We start from the raw sequence: 21,463 nt of genomic DNA, 5'->3' as shown, positions 1-21,463 counted from the left end.
CCACTCGCTTTCTGTAAAAAAAATTAAGTAAACTCTTTATTGCTTTAACCAGTTATTAGTAAACTCACAATTTTTATAATCTTGGCTAATTTTTATATAGGTTTCAGCGATTTTCTCTTCTGTCCATTTACCAATGGTCTTAATTTGCTTATCTCTTAAAGCTAATTCTTTAATTTTTAAATAATCCTTTGCAAAATCGGCTCTGTGTTCTTCAGTTCTATTATTAACTGTAATAATTTTATAAAACTTTCCTGTTCCTTGTTGACCATCACTTAAAATCGGTTGTGAAATATCACCATCTTTAAGACTTGAAATTTGACCGTATAAAGCAGGATCCATTTTTGTTAATTCAAATCGAGGCTCTAATGTTCTAGGGTTTAACAGTACACCTCCATTATTGCGGGTTTCTTTTTCATCTGAAGAAGATTTAGCGGCATCAGAAAAAGAAATTTCTTTGTTGATAATTTTGGTACGAATTTGTTCAATTTTTTCTTTAGCTTCTTTTATCGCTTCTGGAGTCTGTTTTGGAGAAATTAAAACATGTCTTAGTTCTATATCCTGTCCTTTAATTTTCTCAACCATAATAATATGATATCCGTAAATCGTTTCAAAAGGTTCAGATATTTCTCCTTCACCTAAAGAAAAAGCAACATCTTTAAACTCTTTTAAAAAATTAGTTTTACGGTTTATTTTATAAAACCCTCCATTTGGACTTGATGCCTCATCCTCAGAAAATAAGACAGCCTTACTAAAGAAACTAGATCCTTCTATAACTTCTTGGCGAATTTGCTTCAATTTATCGATTACTTTTTGCTTCTCTTCTTCAGAAACAACTGGTTTTACTACAATTTGTGCTACTTCTACTTCTGCGCCAAAAGTAGGTATCTCATCTTCTGGAATTGATTTAAAAAAGTTGCGTACTTCTTCTGGTGTAATTTCAACACCATCTACAATTTTTTTCTGCATTTGAGACGTTAGCTTATTATTTTTAATAATATCAAAAAAATAAGAACGAAACTCATCTATATTTTTTTTACGGTAAAAAGCAATCACTTTATCTAAAGAACCAACTTGCTCAACCATGGCATCTATTTGTTGATCCATATAGCTATTTACTTCTTCATCGGAAACAATAATACTATCTTGTATTGCTTGATGGGCATATAATTTATCTTCTAATTGTTTTCCAAAGAGCTCACAACGTGTAATCTCTTTTGTATCTACTCCTTGCGCCTTTAATTGAATATATTCTAAATCGATATCAGAATCCAAAATAACATAATCCCCTACAACACCTACCACACCATCAACTTTTTCTTTAGGAGCTTGAGCAAAAACACCTGTAATTGAAACCAGAAAAAGTGCTAGTAGCGATTTTTTATTTATACACTTCATATTTTTTATTTTTGATTGCATCATTTGTTATTTCCTTTTCTATTGTCTTTATTAATTCTAATTTTCGATTATTAATAATCACCTGTTTTATGGTTGGTCGTAAAAATTGTAACGGTGTAGCACTATCTTTTGGCAAAACTTTATTTACTTTTACTAACCAAACTGTTGTGGAATCTGGATATTGATAATTTATACCGTCCACAAGATATTTTTCTTTATTCTCGAGATTTATAAACGGAATTTTTTGAAATACCTGATTTATATCTACCCAAATGGAATCATTAAAAGCGTAACTTTTAAACTGAATGGATAAATCTTCTAAATAGTTAATATCTTTTGCAGCAAAGGAAGTAAACTTTGCTTTAATATTTTCAAACTTTGGATTTTCTTTAACTAAATTAATATAACGTAGTTTTACTAATTCTGTTGGATTTTTGAAAAATTGCTTGTTTTTTTCATAATATTCTTTGATTTGATCTTCTGTTACGATGGTATCAATTTTTTTAAAAACCAATTGTTCCAAATAACCTTTAGTATATAAATCAATTTTATATTGATTAATTAGTGCTTCATACTCTTCCGTCTTTTCTTGAGAAAGATTTATTTCTGCTCCGTTAAATAATAATTTTTGTGTAGCCCAACGATCTAAATACGTTTCAACAATGGCAATACTATCGAGTTTAGAAGTTCCTTTGGGCACTAGATTTTGGATGTCTTTTTGGTAAAGAAAATCATCTCCCACTCGAGCCACTGCCAAAGGTTCTTTTGGCTTCCTGAAATAATCACATGAAGTCGTTAAAACAATAAGTAAGATGATTTGAAAAAATCTCATTATTTATTTAGCTGTTTTTTTATTTTGTTAAATACGGTTTGATCCACTTTAACACTAAATTCTTTCTTTAACTCGTCTACCCAATTATTTTCTAAAAATTGCTGGTAATCATTAATTAATTTTCCTTTACATTCGGCAATAGCTTTTGGTTCAGCTGGTTTTACTTCATTTACCAATGCTGTAAAATAATATTCCCCTTTAGAAATAATTCCTGTAACTCCTTTCTTTTCAACTTGAAACTCTGGAAGCACGTCATAATCTTCTTCATAAACACCAGATTTAATCATAACGTTTATTTTGTCGTCTTTATTGAGTTTTTCTTTAATATATTCTAAAGTTTTACCACTTTTTAAATAAGATTGTGCTTTTTTAATGATTTTATTATCTGTTGAAGAAAGTAAATCTACATTTAATCTTTTCTTCCACATATAGTTATTTTTGTGGTTTTCATAGAATTTTTGTAGACCTAAAGTATCTGTTTTTGCTTTTACCCAGATTTCTTTTTCCATTAAATCAAATAGCAATAATCCATCTCTATACTCATCCATTACATATTTAAACTCTGGGAATTCTTTTTCCAAATTATTATCATAGTAGGCAATTACTTTTTCGTCTAAATATTTCTGAAAAATTTCTTCAACTAATTTAGCAATAGGTCTTGTTTTAGCAGCTACTTTTTGTTGGGTAACCAAATAATTAATAAAATCTTTAGCTACTAATTTTTCATCTGAATTAATTACGGCTACTGAAGCATCAAAACCACTTAAGTTTTCAGGAGCATTCCAAGATTGATTATAGTAATCATTAGTAACAATACCTTTTATTTTTGCTAGTAACTTTTCATCAACCGAAATTGGGTATTTGTTCCGAGCTTTTTTTGCCAATGAATTTGTTATAATTAAAGACCTTTCGTCTCTTCTAATTTTATTTTCCAAATCATAACGCATTTCGTCTAAACTTGGAACTGGATGTTTATCTATAAGTTTTGCAATATGCCAACCAAATTTTGATTCAAATGGTTCAGAAATTTGGTTTTTGTCTTGTAATGAAAAAGCAACATTTTCAAATTCTACTGAGGTAAGTTGACCAGCAGAAAAACGTTGTAATACACCTCCATTTACAGCACTTGTTTTATCTTCAGAAAACTGTTTTGCTAAAGATTCAAAATTTTCTCCTTGTTGAATTTTTTTATAGATATCTTCTATCGTTTGTTTTGCTTTTTGTTGTGCAGCTGCGTCCTCGTTATTTGGCTTTAAGATCATAATATGAGCCACGGTAACCTCACCTCTATTTTCTCTTTTGTCGGTCACTTTAATGATATGGTATCCAAAACGTGTTCTTATTGGATTTGATATTTTTCCTACTGAAGTGGAAAAAGCTGCTTTTTCAAAAGGATATACCATTTTAAAAGCTGTAAAATAGCCTAAATCGCCTTTATTTTCTTTAGCTGAAGGGTCTTCAGAATATTTTGCTGCTACTGCTTCAAATCCTTCATTGCCTTCTGCTCTTGCTTTCAGGTTCATAATGGCATTATACGCTTTTAAAGTATCTGCTGGAGATGCATTCTCGGAAATTTGCACTAAAATATGAGAGGCCCTGATTTCATTTTTTGTTCGATCATAAGCTTCTTCTATTAATACATTAGTTACTTTAGAATCGTTTAAATAGTTTTTAGCTAACTGCGTTCTATAAGATTGCAATTCGTTTTGGTATTTTGCTTCATTTTGAAGACCTAGTTTGTTTGCCTTTTGAACTTTTAACTTATACCCTAAGAAAAGTTCTAAATATTTATCTAAATCTTTTTGAGAATCATCTTTTACTAAATCTAAGTTTTTATTATAAACTCTTGTAAATTCATCTGTGTAAAAAGGTTGGTTATCAATTGTAAATAATACTTCTTTTTCTTGAGCTTGTAAAAATAATGAAGCATAAAAGCAAATTAAAACCAATGCTATGTTTCTCATATGATGTGTGTTTTTTATTTCTAACCCACAAAAATAATAATTCAAATGTATATAGCAACTATATAAAGACCTATTAACAAAAAATTATTAACAAAAAAGTAGCTACTGAAAAGAATGCAAAAAGAAAGATCTATAACATATTAATCTAATTCTAAATTATTCACTTGTAGACAAACATCTATTTATTTTTTTAAAAATCAAAGTAAAGAAGTGACATAAAATCTACATTCTTTATATTCAATTGATTTCCCTAATAAAATATTAAATCAGGTTTTCCAAAAGGTTATATATTTGCAAAAAATATCAAAAATGAGTTTTAAAGACGAAATAAAGAAAAGAAGAACCTTTGGAATTATATCTCATCCAGATGCTGGAAAAACAACTTTAACTGAAAAGTTATTACTTTTTGGTGGTGCAATTCAAGAAGCTGGTGCTGTAAAAAGCAATAAAATAAAAAAAGGAGCTACTTCAGACTTTATGGAAATTGAACGTCAAAGAGGAATTTCTGTTGCTACTTCTGTATTAGCCTTCAATTATAGAGACAAAAAAATTAATATTCTAGATACGCCAGGACATAAAGATTTTGCAGAAGATACTTTCAGAACTTTAACTGCTGTTGACAGCGTTATTGTTGTTATTGATGTTGCCAAAGGAGTTGAGGAACAAACGGAGAAACTAGTAGAAGTTTGTCGTATGAGAAATATTCCAATGATCGTTTTTATCAATAAATTAGACCGAGAAGGAAAAGACGCATTTGATTTAATGGATGAAGTAGAGCAAAAATTAAAATTAAGAGTTACTCCGTTGAGTTATCCCATTGGTATGGGTTATGATTTTCAAGGAATTTATAACATTTGGGAAAAAAACATCAATTTATTTGAAGGAGATAGCCGAAAAAATATAGAAGAAACAATTGCATTTTCAGATATAGAGAACAAAGAGTTAGAAAAAATTATAGGTGAAAAACCAGCACAAAAATTACGTGAAGAATTAGAACTTATAAGCGAAGTATATCCAGATTTTAATGAATCAGAGTATTTAGAAGGCGAATTACAACCTGTATTTTTTGGTTCAGCTTTAAATAATTTTGGTGTAAGAGAACTTCTCGATTGTTTTATTGATATTGCTCCAACTCCTAGAGCAAAAGAATCTGATACTCGATTAGTTGCTCCAGATGAAGAAAAATTTAGTGGATTTGTTTTTAAAATCCATGCAAATATGGATCCAAAACACCGTGATCGTTTGGCCTTTGTAAAAATCGTATCGGGTACCTTTGAAAAGAATAAGCCTTATTTACATGTTAGACAAGGGAAAAACATTAAATTTTCTAGTCCAAATGCTTTTTTTGCTGAAAAAAAAGAAATTGTTGATATCTCTTATGCAGGAGATATTGTAGGACTTCACGATACAGGAAATTTTAAAATTGGAGATACTTTAACAGAGGGTGAAAAAATGAATTTTAAAGGGATTCCTAGTTTTTCTCCTGAGCATTTTAGATATATAAATAATGCCGACCCTTTAAAATCCAAACAATTGGAAAAAGGGATCGACCAGTTAATGGATGAAGGTGTAGCTCAATTATTCACCTTAGAAATGAATGGAAGAAAAGTTATTGGTACTGTAGGTGCACTTCAATACGAAGTTATTCAATATCGTTTAGAACACGAATATGGTGCTAAATGCAATTATGAGAATTTCCCAGCACATAAAGCTTGTTGGGTAAGACCAAAAGATCCAAAAAATGAAGAATTTCAAGAGTTCAGACGTGTGAAGCAAAAATTTTTAGGACATGATAAATATGGACAATTAGTATTTTTAGCAGACAGTGAATTCTCTATTCAAATGACCAAACAGAAATATCCATCGGTAGAATTATTTTTCACTTCAGATTTTCGTATTACATAATTTTTTAATATTATTGCAATAAATTGAATCGTATTCAACAATACTGCTAATAAATTAACCTTTTACAAAATGAAATCGAAATTTTTTACAGCTTTTTTAACGCTACTTATGTGTCTGTATGGGTTTGTAGGGTTTGCACAAGTAGATCCTCCTGCTGACGATGATCCGCCATCTGCTCCAATAAATTCAAAATTAATATGGCTTGGTACTGCTGGAGTTTTATTTGCGATATTTTTTTTCAAAAGGAAATTTAAAAACATAGAACATATTTAAAAATAAAAAAGTTGCTTAAAAGCAACTTTTTTATTTTTTTAGTATTTATAACTTTACTATCTATTTCTTTTTTGCTCTCTAGCTAACAAAGTATTTTTTAATAACATGGCAATTGTCATTGGACCTACACCACCAGGAACAGGAGTAATATAAGATGCTTTTTTAGAAACATTTTCAAAATCAACATCACCAGTAATCTTGTATCCTTTTTCAGTTGTTTCATCTGGAACCCTTGTAATTCCTACATCTATAATCACGGCATCATCTTTAATCATTTCTGCTTTTAGATAGTTGGGAACTCCTAAAGCAGTTATAATAATATCTGCTTGACTGGTAATTTGATTTATATTTTTAGTATGACTATGTGTTAAAGTAACTGTTGAATTTCCAGGAAATCCTTTTCTCCCCATTAGAATACTCATTGGTCTTCCCACAATATGACTTCTACCTATTACAACAGTATGCTTCCCTTTTGTTTCTACATTATATCGTTCTAATAATTCTAAAATTCCAAAAGGAGTTGCTGGAATAAAAGTAGTCATATCTAAAGCCATTTTTCCAAAATTTTCTGGATGAAATCCATCTACATCTTTACTTGGATCGATAGCTAAAATAATTTTTTGAGTATCTATTTGTTTTGGCAACGGCAATTGAACAATAAACCCATCGATATTATCATCTTCATTTAATTCTTTTATCTTCTTTAAAAGTTCAGTCTCAGAAGTTGTACTTGGCATTTTAATTAAAGTAGATTCAAAACCAACTCTTTCACAAGACTTTACTTTGCTTCCAACATAAGTTAAACTGGCTCCATCATTACCTACAATTATAGCAGCCAAATGAGGCACTTTCTCTCCATTTTCTTTCATTTTTAAGACTTCTGCTGCTATCTCATTTTTAATATCATCAGAAACCTTCTTACCGTCTAATAAATTCATTTTGTTGTTGTTAGTAGTTATTTTATATAAAAAAGAAGACGCGAATATTCGCGTCTTTATATTATCTCATTCCTTTCATACCGCCCATCATCTTCATAAGATTTTTACCGCCACCACCTTGCATCATTTTCATCATCTTACTCATTTGATCAAATTGTTTCATCAATTGATTTACTTCTTCAATTTTTCTTCCAGAACCTTTTGCTATTCTTGTTTTACGTTTTACATCAATAAGTGATGGTTTACTTCTCTCAGCAGGAGTCATAGACTGTATAATAGCTTCTATATGTTTGAACGCATCATCTTCTATTTCAACATCTTTTAAGGCTTTTCCTGCTCCAGGAATCATACCTACAAGATCTTTCATGCTTCCCATTTTTTTAATTTGCTGAATTTGAGATAAGAAATCATCGAATCCAAATTCATTCTTCGCAATTTTTTTCTGTAATTTTCTAGCTTCTTCTTCATCATATTGCTCTTGAGCTCTCTCAACTAAGGAAACAACGTCTCCCATACCCAAGATCCTATCTGCCATACGTGAAGGATAGAAAATATCGATAGCATCCATTTTTTCACCAGTACCAATAAATTTAATTGGTTTATTCACTACCGATTTAATTGAAATAGCCGCACCACCTCTGGTATCTCCATCTAATTTTGTAAGGATTACCCCATCAAAGTTTAATCTATCATTAAAGGCTTTAGCAGTATTTACAGCATCTTGACCAGTCATTGCATCGACAACGAATAATGTTTCATGAGGTTGAATTGCCTTGTGTACATTAGCAATTTCAGTCATCATCTCCTCATCAACTGCTAAACGTCCCGCTGTATCGACAATTACAACATTAAACCCATTTGACTTAGCATGTTTAATCGCGTTTTGAGCAATTTCAACAGGATTTTTGTTCTCTGGCTCTGAGTATACTTCAACTCCAATTTGTTCACCTACTACATGCAACTGATTAATTGCTGCAGGTCTATAAATATCACAAGCAACTAATAATGGTTTTTTATTCTTTTTTGTCTTTAAAAAATTAGCTAATTTTCCTGAAAAAGTGGTTTTACCTGAACCTTGTAAACCAGACATTAAAATCACAGAAGGAGTACCTGATAAATTGATACCTGCAACATCGCCCCCCATCAACTCAGTTAACTCATCTTTTACAATTTTAACCAGTAATTGACCTGGTTGTAATGTAGTTAATACATTCTCACCTATTGCTTTTTCTTTTACTTTAGTAGTAAAATCTTTGGCAATTTTAAAATTAACATCCGCATCTAAAAGCGCTCTTCTTACCTCTTTTAAAGTATCAGCTACATTTACATCGGTTATTTTACCGTGTCCTTTTAATATATGAAACGCTTTATCTAATTTATCAGTTAAATTATTAAACATAATGGTTTTGATTTTAATAAGTGGCAAATATAAGATAAAGTGTAAAAGTTTCAAAGTGAGAAGATAACTTGTTATAATAAAAAAACCAGTCTTTAAACAAGACTGGTTCATGGAATTGGGGCAACTAATAAAAAACCAAATTTTAATTCTTCAAAAATGTTAAATAATCTTTTTCATTGCTTAATCCACTATTATCAACTAATTTTAATACTGTTGCAGAGTAAGTAATAATATCCCAATCATCATTTAATTCACTAGAAAACAATACTGGAGAGTTAAATGATATATTAAAATGCAAACTATTCGAATTATTATTTGTTACTGACCATGTTCCTGTGTAGGTATTACTTCCATTGGTAGCTGTAACCACATTCGAACTTCCAAAAGTAAATGTATATCCTTCAAAACTAGAAGTTTCGTCTGTTCCTGAATCCTCATAAAAAGTAATCTTCCAAGTACCCTGACTCACTGTGTTAATTACAGGACTAGGATCTGCTTTATCTGAAGAACTACTCTCGTCTTTGGTACAAGATGTAATTACATTTAACAATAAAAATACGAACAATAAGTAACTTAATTTTTCCTTTTTCATTTTTTGAGTTTTTTAATTATCAACTATTTAATTTTTGGTTAAATATAGATAATTATTTCCTCCATTTCCTTCTCCTACTAATCTCATTTTTACTAATGTTTCTGAATATTCAATAACTTTCCATTTTTCTTCTAATCGAATTAAAGAATTGCCCTCTAATTCAATTTCTAGTTTCCTTTCACTTCCAGATGCATTTATTGTCCATACGCCATTAACCACAGTTCCATTTCCTACAACCTGCATTGTTTCATTTGGAAAAAACGTTATCTCATAAGCTACAAAATCATTGGTTTGCACTAAATTATTTTTAAAGAAATAAGAAACCCTCCAAGTTCCATCTGTAATTACGGAAGCTAACGTAATATTACTAGTAGCATTACACTCTTCTATCGCTTCTTCTAAAGCATTTTCTAATTGTGCATTAGAATGAATAATAACCGTTTGACTGTTCGAATTTACTACCGAAATAGGATAATTAATGGCAATGTAAATGGTTTCATCTATATCATCTAGAAAATTATAAAAATCGATATCATTTTGAAATGTTACTGTTGTAGCTAATTGATTTGTACTGTCAAATGTATTTAAGACTATAGGATAATGAAACGATATACATTCAATCTCATTAAATTCATCTTCGCCATCTTCACAACCTTCTAAAACATCTTCCAAAGCATCAGAATCAACAATTACCTGTGTGTCAAAGTTTTGAAATTGTATTGTAATAGGAAATATAAAATTCACAATATCGTCATCTGTTGAAAAAGCATCAATTGCATCTTGTACCAATTGATAATCTGCTGCGCTACTAACTGTAATTTGTTGACTATTAACAATAATGGTTACTGGTAATTGCACTGCAAAACAACTAGAACTATCTAAAACATTGTCTAAAGAAGTTGGGTTTTGAACAACCCTTTCCACTAATTGAAACAAAGGTGCATTAGACGTTAAAGTACTTCTAGAATCAACTTCTATGTCATTTTCTTCATTTTGACAAGAAAACGTTAAAAAGAAAATAGAGCTTAATAATATGCTGTTAAAAATTTTCATAAATATCAAATATGAATCACTAATTTTTTAATATAATGTATACAAATTATAAACAAGTAACAAAATTAATCCCCAAATCATGGTTTGAATAATTCTATAATTTATCTTCTTTTCTTCAAAAGTCTTTTTCTCTGTTTGCATACTCGTATTATAAAAATTTAGTTTGTTTCGTTTATTTTCATAAATTTGCTTCTATAGACAAAACAGTTATTTTCAATTTTACCCTACCTGTTTTTTTATATTTTTTTAATGGAAGAGAAAAACATTTGTGAAGAGAAAAATTTTACTGCTTTTTTTAGATTAAATGCAAAAGCATTACGAAATTACATTTTATATAAATTTGGCAATGAAGAATTAGCAGAAGACATCACACAAGAAGCTTTTGTAAAGTTATGGCAAAATTGCAAAGATGTACCAATTGAAAAAGCAAAAGCTTATATCTATCGAGTAGCAAATAATGCTTCTTTGAATGTAATTTCTCATCAAAAAGTAGTATTAGAATATTCAAAAAATAACCATACAAAGGACACAGACAATGAAAGTCCAGATTATATTCTTGAAGAAGAAGAATTTAAAAAGAAATTATTACAAGCCATAAACAATATTAACGAGACACAACGCGTTGCTTTTTTAATGCATCGTATTGATGGAAAAAAATATGCTGAAATAGCAGAAGAACTAAATATAAGTATTAAGGCTGTAGAAAAAAGAATCCACTTAGCTTTAGTACAAATAAAAAAAGAGATTACTAATTTTAAGTAGGGTAAAGCCTTATTTATTTGTTTATAATTAAAGAGCACCTAAAATGGAAGAAAAATATACACTTGCTAAATGGATGAATGATGAATTATCCGAACAAGAGTTACATGACCTGAAAGAAAGTCATGATTTTTCTTTATATGAAAAAATTAGAACACATTCTGCAGAATTAAAGACCAAAGATTTTGACGAAGAAAACATGCTAAACAAAGTGTTAGTAAGCAAAGATGATTCCTCTAAAGTTATTCAAATGGCTCAAAACTGGTTTTTCAGAATTGTAGCATTAATTCTTGTTTCTTTAGGTATTTTTATGTTTTACCAAGAAAATAATTTGGTAACTGAAATGGCAAAAAATGGCAAAAAATCTGTATTTGTTTTACCAGACAACTCTGAAATTACTTTAAATTCTGGTTCTGAAATAAAGTATAAAAAAGAAAACTGGGACAACAACAGAATCTTGCATCTCGATGGAGAAGCATATTTTAAAGTGGCTAAAGGAAAAAAATTTGATGTTAATACAAGCTTAGGCAAGGTAACTGTTTTAGGAACTCAATTTAATGTTAAAACAAGAAATAAGCGTTTTGACGTAATTTGCTTTGAAGGAAGTGTACAAGTAAATCAAAACAACGAAATTATCATTCTAAAACAAGGTGATAAAGTTTCATTTGAAAACAATGAAATTATTATTAAATCAAAAACTACAGAAACTTTTCCTAGCTGGTTAAGAAATGAAATAGTATTTGAAAAAGAACAATTAAAAAACATTATAGAAGAAATTGAACGTCAATACAATATTTCTATAAAGTATAATTCTAAATTTGGAAACCAACTCTTTACAGGAAAAGTCCCAAACAACAATTTGGATGTAGCTTTGGAAATTATTGCCTCGACCTATCAATTACAACCGATAAAAATTTCTGCCTTTCAATATGAATTGAAGAAAAGGAATGAAATTTAATCTTTTATTTTCATACTTATTTTTTATTGCCTTTGTTCTGAACCCTTTTGCTCAGGATAAAGGCAATGTTATTGAATTAAAAATAATTCTATCTAATATAGAAAAACAGCATCTTGTAACTTTTAATTATCTTGAAACCGACATTAGTTCTTTTAAAATGATTCCTCCTACAAAAGAAGTAACTTTAAAAAACAAATTACAATATGTTTCACAAAATAGTAATTTACAATTTCATTTTGCAACCGAAAACTATATTGCTATAATCGCAAACCACGACATTAAAATTTGTGGCTATTTAATTGATGCTGAAACCAATGAAAAAATTGAAAATGCATCGGTACATTTTAACCACAGCGATACTTTTGCCCTTTCTGATCAAAAGGGTTATTTCGAACTAACTTATAATTCTTCAAATACAATTGAAGTGAGCCATTTAGGCTATAAAAAAATGTACCTAGAACCTCTTGAGCTAAAAAAAAATGATTGCTCACAATGGCTCTTAGAACCAAATTCTAATCAATTAAAAGAAGTTATTGCACAAGTATATTTAACCAAAGGAATAAGTAAAAATAGTGATGGTTCGTTTGAAATTCAACCTAAAAAATTCTCTATTTTACCTGGTTTAACCGAACCAGACGTTTTTCAAACAATGCAACAATTACCTGGCATTAACAGTATAGATCAAACCATTTCTAATATTAATGTAAGAGGTGGTTCTCATGATCAAAATTTATTTTTATGGAATGAAATAAGACTATTTCAAACAGGTCATTTTTATGGACTTATTTCAATTTTAAATCCAAATTTACCGAATAAAATAAAAATTATTAAAAACGGAAGTTCTGCATTTTATGGAGAAAGTGTTTCTAGTACCATTTCTATTACAACTCAAACAACTAATCATACGGGTGCTATTGGCCTTAATTTAATTAATATTGATTTTAATAAAAGTTTTTCCCTTTCAAAAAAGGCTTCTCTAACTATTAGTGGCAGAAGATCTTATACCGATTTTTTACGTTCCCCTACATACAATAATTATTTTGAGCGTATTTTTCAGAATACAGTGGTTTCTTCTGTTAAAGACAATCAAAATATTGATTTTACAACAGATGCTAATTTTTACTTTTACGATACTTCAATTCAATTTGACCAAAAAATAAACGAAAAAAACAAACTACAAATAAACTTTATTACAATTTCTAATCAACTGAATTTTAATCAGTCTAAAATTGAAAACAATAATGCAATTACCAAAAATAGTTCGTTAGACCAACAATCTTTTGGAGGAAGTCTTTTATTTAAACGAAATTGGAATACTAAAAACAATTCTTTAGTTACCATTTATGCTTCAAATTACAAAGTAGATTCTAGAAATGAATCTATTAATGGTAATCAAATATTTACACAAGAAAACACTGTTTTAGATACAGGTTTTCATGTAGAACACCATACTATTTTAAATCCTTTTTTCACATTTAAAAATGGATATCAATTTCATGAGATTGGAATTCGCAATACAGACCAAATTAATTCTCCTTCATTTTTTAGAAATACAAAAGAAGTACTACACAATCATGCACTTATTTCTGAACTTGAATATTTTTCTAAAAACAAAAAATTAGAAAGTAGTTTTGGAATTAGAAACAACTTTATTACACCTTTTAACTCTTTTATTTTAGAACCAAGATTCCGTTTTAATTACCAATTATCAAATTTATTCTCAACTCAAATATTAGCAGAAAAAAAACACCAAACAACTACTCAAATCATAGACTTACAACAAGATTTTTTAGGCGTAGAAAAAAGAAGATGGATTTTAGTGAATAATCAAGACATCCCTATAATTAAAAGCGATCAAGTTGCAGTAGGTTTTACTTTTAAGAAACAAAATTGGCTGTTTTCAGTAGATAATTTTTATAAAAAAGTAACTGGTATTACAACAAAAAGTCAGGGTTTTCAAAACCAATTAGAATTTGAAAATAGAATTGGCAATTACACAACAATAGGTTCAGAATTATTAATTCAAAAACAAATTAATGATTTTACGTCTTGGATTAGTTATACTATATCGCAAAACACTTATGATTTCAAAATGTTTAACCCCGAAAAATTTCCTAATAATTTTGATATTCAACACAATGTAAGTTTCGGAATTGTATACCATTTTGATGCTTTTAAAATTGCTTTCGGAAGTAGATGGTTTACTGGTAGACCTACTACATTTCCTTTAAACAACACCATACAAGACAACACAATTACATATCAAAATCCAAATTCTGACCGCTTACCAAATTTCTTCCAAACCAATATTTCTGCTGGCTACACTTTCTCTTTTAGCGAAAAAAAACAATTACAAGTAGGTGCGTCTATTCAAAATTTATTCAACAATCAAAATATTTTAAATCAGTATTTTAGGATTAACACAAATACTAATTCGATTGAAAAAGTAAATACGTATGCACTTAAAATTACCCCAAATATCTACTTAAGATATTCTTTTTAAAAAGAAATGTAATCAAATTACAATTCAATATTTAGTTTTTGTACCAAAATGATATAATAGATTGAAACATTTCTACTTTTTATGAGACTAATTAAACAAACTTATAAATCACAAATTATGATTTTAACCACCACTCCATCAATTGAAGATTATAAAATAATTGAATATTTAGGTATCGTATCTGGAATAGCAGTAAATATGCAAAAAATGAAAATGACATTTAACATGCAAAAATATTATGAAGGCATTAGTGACAGTATCGCAGAAGTGAAAGAAAAAGCTTTTTCTCAATTAAAAGAAAATGCTGAAAAATTAAACGCTAATGCAGTAGTAGGGATAAATGTTGACATGGAATTAACAGCAAGTAATTATGTAACTGTTACCATAACTGGGACTGCCGTATATATTGCAAAAAAATAAATCTTTGAATTATTTACTATAAACAATAAAAAATGCCGCTTTAATACAACGGCATTTTTTATTTTCAAATATTTACTCTTTAATTTTGAATACTTTCCTAAGTATATCTTCCATTAAACACCATTTTGTAATCGAAGATTGTAACAAATTAGCTCCTACAAAAAGGGTAAACCATAACCAATTATGGCTCACATACATCGCTAACAGAACACTAAGTAGTATCAATGTTCCTGCAATAGCTCTTATTAATCTATTTATCATAATGTGTTTTTTTAATTATTTTTTTTCCATTTTTTTCTCTCGGTGATATAATAGATCAACGGTACAACAAGCAATGTTAGTAAAGTAGAAACTATAGCTCCTGCAACTAACGAAATGGCTAATCCTTGAAAGATAGGGTCAAACAAAATAATCGAAGCGCCAATTACTACTGCACCTGTAGTTAATAAAATAGGTGTCGTACGCACGGCTCCTGCTTCAATAATAGCTTGTTTTATTGGGATACCATCATTTAAACGTATTTCAATAAAATCAATTAATAATACCGAATTTCGTACCATAACTCCAGCCAATGCAATCATACCTATAAAGGAAGTAGCCGTAAAGAAAGCGCCTAATAACCAATGTCCTAAAACAATACCTACTAAAGATAATGGAATAGCTACCATCATCACTATAGGAGTTTTAAAATTTTGGAACCAACCTACAATAAGCATATAAATGATAATAATTACCACTAAAAAAGCGGCTCCTAAATCACGAAAAACTTCTAACGTAATTTGCCATTCTCCATCCCATTTTACCGTAAAATTACTTTCATCTGAAGGTTGATCTATATACAATTCATCCACTTTATATCCTGAAGGCAATTGCATTTGTTGTAATTTTTCATTCATTCCTAGGATAGCGTAAACTGGACTTTCTAAAACGCCAGCCATATCTGCCAAAACGTACACCACTCTTTTCTGATCTTTACGATAAATCGTGTTTTGTAAAGTATCTGTTTTTACTTTTACCAAATCGCTTACAGGTATTACATTTCCTTGATTGCCTTTAATTTTTAAGTTTTCAATATCCTGAAGTGAGGTTTTATCAGCATCTGCCAAAGACAAAACGATACCTACAGGATTATTTGAACGTTCATCATATAAATTAGATACTGGTATTTCTCTTAACAAATAGGTTAAATTCCCTACCACTTGCTGTGGAGCAATCCCATTTAGCATGGCTTTTTCTCTATCAATTTCCAATTTATATTCTACTTGAGGAGCTTCAACCATCCAATCGGTATCCACTACATCCGAAGTGGTTTCTAAAATTCTCTTAACTTGATGGGCAACTTTAATTTGCTCCTCATAATTCGGACCATACACCTCAGCTACCAAAGTAGATAAAACTGGAGGACCTGGTGGCACTTCTACAATTTTTACATTGGCTCCATATTTTTTAGCAATTTTTTGGATTTGTGGACGCACAAGTTTGGCAATATCATGACTTTGCAAATCTCGATCCTCTTTATGCAACAAGTTCACTTGAATATCTGCCATATTACTTCCACCCCTCATATCATAATGTCTTACCAAACCATTAAATGTAATAGGTGCTGACGCTCCAATATAATTTTGATAATTCACTACCTCAGGAATCGTGGTAAGATATTGTGCAATTTCTTTAGTAACTACTGCTGTTCTTTCTAAAGTTGTTCCTTCTGGCATATCGATGACTACTTGGAATTCATTTTTATTATCGAAAGGCAACATTTTTACAGCAACCGATTTGGTAAAGAACATCACTACAGAACCTAATAACAGCAAAATAGTAATTCCAAACATCAGATTTCTTTTTACAGAACTATCTAATAAGGGTTGTTCCAATTTCTTATAGATTTTAAAAATCCAACTAGTTTCTAAACCTTGTTCGTCTTTGTGCTCCTGTTCGTCTTTCTCCTGAAGCAAATGATATCCTAAATAAGGTGTTACCGTTAAAGCAACAAATAAGGACAATAACATGGCTATTGAAGCGCCAATTGGCATCGGACTCATATAAGGCCCCATCATTCCAGATACAAATGCCATAGGTAAAATGGCAGCAATAACGGTAAAAGTTGCTAAAATGGTTGGATTACCTACTTCATTTATGGCATAAATGGCAGCTTGTTTAAAAGGCAAACGCTTCATTTTAAAATGCCTATGCATGTTTTCTGCAATAATAATACTATCATCTACAACAATTCCTACTACAAAAACCAATGCAAAAAGCGTAATTCTATTTAAAGTGTATCCTAATAAATAATAACTAAACAAAGTAAGAGCAAAGGTTAAAGGCACCGAAAAGAAAACGACTAAACCTCCTCGCCACCCCATGGCTAGCATAACTAAAATAGTAACTGCTATAATGGCTACTCCTAAATGCAATAGCAATTCTCCCACTTTATGAGACGCTGTTTCTCCATAATTGCGAGACACTTCTACATGAACATCTGTAGGAATTAAATTCTTTCTTAAAGTTTCCACTTTGCTCAGAATTTTATCTGCAATTTGCATGGCATCTGCTCCTTTTACTTTAGCAACAGAAATGGTAACCGCAGGATATTCTGATTTAAATTGATTGTAATTCTCATTGGCTTTTCCGTAACCAAAAGACACGTAATTTTTAGGAGTTTGCGGTCCGTCTTGAATGATAGCAACTTGTTTTAAATACACGGGTTTATTTTGGTTTACACCAATAACTAAATTTTCAACATCTTCAGAAGTCGTTAAAAATTGCCCTGTAGTCACTAAATATTCGGTGTCGTTTTGAACAAAATTTCCAGATTGTGCACTGCCATTATTGGCTTGAATCATTTGCATAATGCTCAAAGCATCCACATTATTTTCAGCCATTTTATCTTTATCCAACACAACTTTTAATTCTCGTGTTCTACCTCCAATTTCTTTGGTAATGGCTACATCTTTTACTTTTTCTATTTCCGAAGTAACTTCTTCCGCAATTTGACGCAATTGAAAATCACTATAATTTTCGCTCCAAAGCGTTAACCCTAACATCGGAACATCGTCTATCGAACGTGTTTTAACCATAGGTTGATACACACCTTGAGGAAACATATCGCGGTGTTTCATCAATTCGTCATATAACTTCACATAAGAATCTTCACTGTTTTCTCCTACGTAAAATTGTACAACTATCATTGCCTGACCGTTCATGGCCATACTATGAATATGCTCTACTCCTTTGATATTTCCAATGATTTTTTCCAAAGGTTTAATTACCCTACTTTCCACTTCTTTAGGGCTAGCACCTGGATAACCCACCATGATGTCTGCCATGGGAACATTGATTTGTGGTTCTTCTTCTCTAGGAATTAAGAACGAACTGTATGAGCCAATTATCATTAAAGCTACCATTAATAAAATGGTTAGTTTCGAATTAATGAAAAAATGGGCTATTTTTCCTGATATACCTTCTTGCATTTTTTTAAGTTTAAAAGTTAGACTTCTCGCCTCTCGACTGCGCTCGAGGTGACAGCTTGAAGTGACAAAACTGTGACGGATTACTTTATACTCACTTTTGCTCCATTATACAACTTCCCTTCTGTAGCCACGATATAAGGTTCATTAGCTGACAATCCTGACAATACTTCCACCTCATTTCCATATTTTTTTCCTATACGTAACCAACGTAAGATGGCAATATCATTATCGCCTAAAGTATACACTCCTGTCAATTGTCCTTCTCTAATCAAAGCCGATTCAGGAACCAAAACAGTAGTGGTTTCATTAGCGATTTGTTGCTTTTCTATTGGAAATTGTACATTTACAAACATGCCCGACAAAATTTTAGCATCGGTTTTTTCTAAATCTATTTTTACTAAATATTGTCCGCCCGTATTTCTAGCTGACAAACTCACTTCACTAACTGTTCCGTTTACTGTGGTTCCTAACGACTTTACCAACACTTTTACTTGCATCCCATTAGTAATAGAAGTAATATCATTTTCAGAAACCATAGCAGTAACTTGTAGTTTTTGAGCACCTTCTATACTGATCAAAGGCATCCCTGGATTAGCCATATCGCCTTCTTTCACAAAAGAATTGGTAATTATTCCACTAAAAGGAGCTGTAATATTTGCATAAGCAAATTGGGCATTTATCTCGTTGCGCATTTGTTTCGCTGCTTCTAAACCAGCTTTTGCCATTTCATAACGAGCGGTCATATCATCTAATTCTTTTTGAGAAGCACTTTGTTGCGCAAACAAATTGGTAAAACGCTCATAATCTTTCTTAGCATTGTTATAAGCAGCTGTAGCTTGAATAATAGAAGCATCTACTTGTGCTTTTTTAGCTTGCAAATCGGTGTTGTTAATACTAACTAACAATTGTCCTGCTTTTACTTTCTGTCCTACTTTAACAGGTACTTTGATTACAAATCCCATCATTCTAGTACTCAAGTTCGCACTATTTTCAGATTCAATTTTTCCACTTGCTGCCACATAGGTTTGTGTTGCAGTACTGGTTTTCCCATAGACCATCACTTTGATTGGAGAGGAAGTATCAGTGCTATTCTTGGTTTCACTTCCACAAGACATTGTGACAAGTGTTACGATTATAATTAAAGTTATTTTTTTCATATTTTATTAGTATAGGTGGTCTGTTGACGGTTATTTACTTTCTGTTATCTCTTCACGTCACTTCGAGTGCGAAGCGTATCGAGAAGTTTTACTTTATATTTTTTGTTCTCGATACATTTTTTATTGCATTGCATTTCATAAAAAACACTCGAACTGACGGATTTATTTCATTAAAAATTGTAAATATTCTTTGGTGAAATTATATTCAAAAACAGCTTGCAATACTTCCAATTCTTTCTGAGCCATTTGTGTTTCTGCTGCGAGTAAATCGGTTGTTTTTTCTAAACCTTGTGCAAAACGATTTTGACGAATGCGAAAAACTTCCTGAGATTGTTCATAAGCCAATTGGCTTAATTGCAGTTTATTTTCAGCATCCAATAATTGACGATTGGTTTTAGTAATTTCTAAAAGGCTTTGTTTTTTGTAGTGTTCGGTTTCAATTTTGGCTTTATTAAAATCGGCTTTTGCTTTTTGGGTTTTCCCAATATTTTTGTAGCCATCAAATACATCCCAAGACAATTGCGCTCCAATCAAATAGCCTTTCGCTTGAGTTCCTAAGAATTGGCTATCGTATAATTGATAATTTCCAAACGCATTTAAACGTGGTAAAAAACCATACTTAGAAGATTGAAACATTTTTTTATAGGCTTCGGTTGATTTTTCCATGGCTTGAATATCTTTCCTATTGGTATTCAAATCCACCTCAACAACTTCAAAGGTTACTTCATTTGCTAAAGATTCTGCTGGCACATATACTTTTCCATTGGTATCTTCATTTAAAAGAAAAGCCAAATAATCGGATGCATTTTGCACATTGCTTTTGGCATATTGCAATTGGTTTGTTATTTCGTTTACACGAACTTGTACATTTAACACATCAGTTTTTTGTAGCATGCCGTTGTTAAAATAATTTTCTACTAATTTCAGATTTCCTTTTGCGGTTTCATTGGCTTTTTCTAAAACTGTAACTGCTTTGTAAGCCAATTGTAGTTGCATGTAAGCTTTAGAAACTTCTAAGATCACATATTCTTTGGTTCGTTCCGTTTGCAATTGAAAAGCATCCATTTTGGCTTTTGCCGCTTGTCTTCCAAACAATCCATCTACATTAATTAAAGGTTGTTTGACTTCAATAACAGTCGCAAAATTTTGAGTTTGATCGGGATTATTTAACAAAGCAGGATTAAAATCAGCTTGGGTTAAGATTTCCTGATTTAATTTCGAACCAAATGCCATTAACGGATTGGTGGTAACCATACCTGTATAAGACACATTTACATTCGGAAAAAACAAAGCATTCGATTGACGATAATCGGCTTTGGTAGATTCGTAAGATGCTTCAGCAGCTTGCACTTGTAAATTTTTCTCAGAAGCTTTTTGTAGTATTTCTTCTTTTGAAATTGAGATAGTTTCTTGGCTAAAAACTCCTGCTGTAAAAAAGAGTACGCCTGTAAAAAGGTTCCATTTTATGTTCTTCATTGCTATTTTGTTCTTAATTTCTAAAACAAAAGTACAATGGCAAAATGGCCCAATTGGTAACCAAAGTTACACAGACTTGTAACTAAAGTTACATAATTATTTTAGTTCCACTTAAGGTTTAATGAATAAGCTGAAGTTAATTTGGTTGAAACGTAATTTGATTCGTAATAAGCAAAACTTAATTTGGTTGAAACATAACTTAATTAGTAATAAGCAAAACTTAATTTGGTTTAAACATAACTTAATTAGCAATAAGCAAAACTTAATTTGGTTCAAACAAAACTTAATTAGCAATAAGCATAACTTAATTTGGCTCAAACAAAACTTAATTAGTAATAAGCATAATTTGATTTGTACCTAATTTTAATA

At 30.5% G+C, this 21,463-nt stretch carries 17 protein-coding genes; 6 read left to right on the top strand and 11 right to left on the bottom strand.

Features of this window, described 5'->3' with window-relative positions:
- Positions 1-36: 36 nt before the first annotated feature.
- From CX675_RS19230 to CX675_RS19220, 3 genes are read right to left on the bottom strand one after another with little or no spacing between them, the layout of a single operon-like run.
- Complete coding sequence (locus CX675_RS19230) at positions 37-1,395, bottom strand: peptidylprolyl isomerase (RefSeq protein WP_130736882.1); 1,359 nt, start codon at positions 1,393-1,395, stop codon at positions 37-39.
- On the bottom strand, positions 1,379-2,227 hold the full coding sequence (locus CX675_RS19225; protein WP_240723697.1) for a hypothetical protein: 849 nt from the start codon (positions 2,225-2,227) through the stop codon (positions 1,379-1,381). Before CX675_RS19225 ends, CX675_RS19230 begins: the two co-directional genes overlap by 17 nt.
- Positions 2,227-4,191 (bottom strand): peptidylprolyl isomerase, encoded by a 1,965-nt coding sequence (locus CX675_RS19220; RefSeq protein ID WP_130736880.1) that lies wholly within the window; start codon positions 4,189-4,191, stop codon positions 2,227-2,229. The genes CX675_RS19225 and CX675_RS19220 overlap by 1 nt, the downstream gene beginning before the upstream one ends.
- 309 nt (positions 4,192-4,500) lie before the next feature.
- On the opposite strand from CX675_RS19220, the gene CX675_RS19215 reads away from it, so the two are divergent.
- Together CX675_RS19215 and CX675_RS19210 are read left to right on the top strand one after the other, a co-directional pair.
- Positions 4,501-6,096 (top strand): peptide chain release factor 3, encoded by a 1,596-nt coding sequence (locus CX675_RS19215; RefSeq protein ID WP_130736879.1) that lies wholly within the window; start codon positions 4,501-4,503, stop codon positions 6,094-6,096.
- Positions 6,097-6,165: 69 nt separating this feature from the next.
- Positions 6,166-6,369, top strand: a complete 204-nt coding sequence (locus CX675_RS19210; RefSeq protein WP_130736878.1) for a hypothetical protein — start codon at positions 6,166-6,168, stop codon at positions 6,367-6,369.
- Positions 6,370-6,425: 56 nt separating this feature from the next.
- Here the strand turns inward: CX675_RS19210 and CX675_RS19205 are convergent, their stop codons facing one another.
- The 4 genes from CX675_RS19205 to CX675_RS19190 all read right to left on the bottom strand — a co-directional run bounded on the left by CX675_RS19205 (position 6,426) and on the right by CX675_RS19190 (position 10,351).
- Entirely contained in the window at positions 6,426-7,307 is an 882-nt protein-coding gene (locus CX675_RS19205; RefSeq protein WP_130736877.1) for a bifunctional 5,10-methylenetetrahydrofolate dehydrogenase/5,10-methenyltetrahydrofolate cyclohydrolase, read from the bottom strand.
- Positions 7,308-7,368: 61 nt separating this feature from the next.
- Positions 7,369-8,706, bottom strand: a complete 1,338-nt coding sequence (ffh, locus tag CX675_RS19200; RefSeq protein ID WP_130736876.1) for a signal recognition particle protein — start codon at positions 8,704-8,706, stop codon at positions 7,369-7,371.
- Positions 8,707-8,848: 142 nt separating this feature from the next.
- On the bottom strand, positions 8,849-9,298 hold the full coding sequence (locus CX675_RS19195; RefSeq protein ID WP_130736875.1) for a hypothetical protein: 450 nt from the start codon (positions 9,296-9,298) through the stop codon (positions 8,849-8,851).
- A gap of 27 nt (positions 9,299-9,325) precedes the next feature.
- Entirely contained in the window at positions 9,326-10,351 is a 1,026-nt protein-coding gene (locus CX675_RS19190) for a hypothetical protein (RefSeq protein ID WP_130736874.1), read from the bottom strand.
- A gap of 249 nt (positions 10,352-10,600) precedes the next feature.
- On the opposite strand from CX675_RS19190, the gene CX675_RS19185 reads away from it, so the two are divergent.
- The 4 genes from CX675_RS19185 to CX675_RS19170 all read left to right on the top strand — a co-directional run bounded on the left by CX675_RS19185 (position 10,601) and on the right by CX675_RS19170 (position 14,991).
- Entirely contained in the window at positions 10,601-11,113 is a 513-nt protein-coding gene (locus CX675_RS19185) for an RNA polymerase sigma factor (protein ID WP_130736873.1), read from the top strand.
- 43 nt (positions 11,114-11,156) lie between these two features.
- Positions 11,157-12,068 carry a FecR family protein gene (locus CX675_RS19180; RefSeq protein WP_130736872.1) on the top strand — a complete coding sequence of 304 codons (912 nt, stop codon included), beginning with the start codon at positions 11,157-11,159 and terminating at the stop codon, positions 12,066-12,068.
- On the top strand, positions 12,058-14,571 hold the full coding sequence (locus CX675_RS19175; protein ID WP_130736871.1) for a carboxypeptidase-like regulatory domain-containing protein: 2,514 nt from the start codon (positions 12,058-12,060) through the stop codon (positions 14,569-14,571). Before CX675_RS19180 ends, CX675_RS19175 begins: the two co-directional genes overlap by 11 nt.
- Before the next feature lie 81 nt (positions 14,572-14,652).
- Entirely contained in the window at positions 14,653-14,991 is a 339-nt protein-coding gene (locus CX675_RS19170) for a YbjQ family protein (protein ID WP_240723696.1), read from the top strand.
- A gap of 72 nt (positions 14,992-15,063) precedes the next feature.
- On the opposite strand, the gene CX675_RS19165 is transcribed toward CX675_RS19170, so the two are convergent.
- The 4 genes from CX675_RS19165 to CX675_RS19150 form a co-directional block, all read right to left on the bottom strand.
- Entirely contained in the window at positions 15,064-15,252 is a 189-nt protein-coding gene (locus tag CX675_RS19165) for a DUF2892 domain-containing protein (protein ID WP_130736870.1), read from the bottom strand.
- Positions 15,253-15,263: 11 nt separating this feature from the next.
- The gene (locus CX675_RS19160) at positions 15,264-18,461 is read right to left on the bottom strand and encodes an efflux RND transporter permease subunit (protein ID WP_130736869.1); all 3,198 of its coding nucleotides are present in this window, start codon (positions 18,459-18,461) and stop codon (positions 15,264-15,266) included.
- 80 nt (positions 18,462-18,541) lie between these two features.
- A complete protein-coding gene (locus CX675_RS19155; protein WP_130736868.1) occupies positions 18,542-19,618 on the bottom strand; it encodes an efflux RND transporter periplasmic adaptor subunit in 1,077 nt (358 codons plus the stop codon).
- A gap of 162 nt (positions 19,619-19,780) precedes the next feature.
- Complete coding sequence (locus tag CX675_RS19150; RefSeq protein ID WP_130736867.1) at positions 19,781-21,094, bottom strand: TolC family protein; 1,314 nt, start codon at positions 21,092-21,094, stop codon at positions 19,781-19,783.
- Positions 21,095-21,463: the final 369 nt, after the last annotated feature.

This window comes from Flavobacterium sp. J27 (assembly GCF_004303025.1).
In the GTDB taxonomy this organism is placed as follows: domain Bacteria; phylum Bacteroidota; class Bacteroidia; order Flavobacteriales; family Flavobacteriaceae; genus Flavobacterium.
Note: the sequence above shows the minus strand (reverse complement) of the source record. Positions and strands in the feature narration are given on the sequence as shown.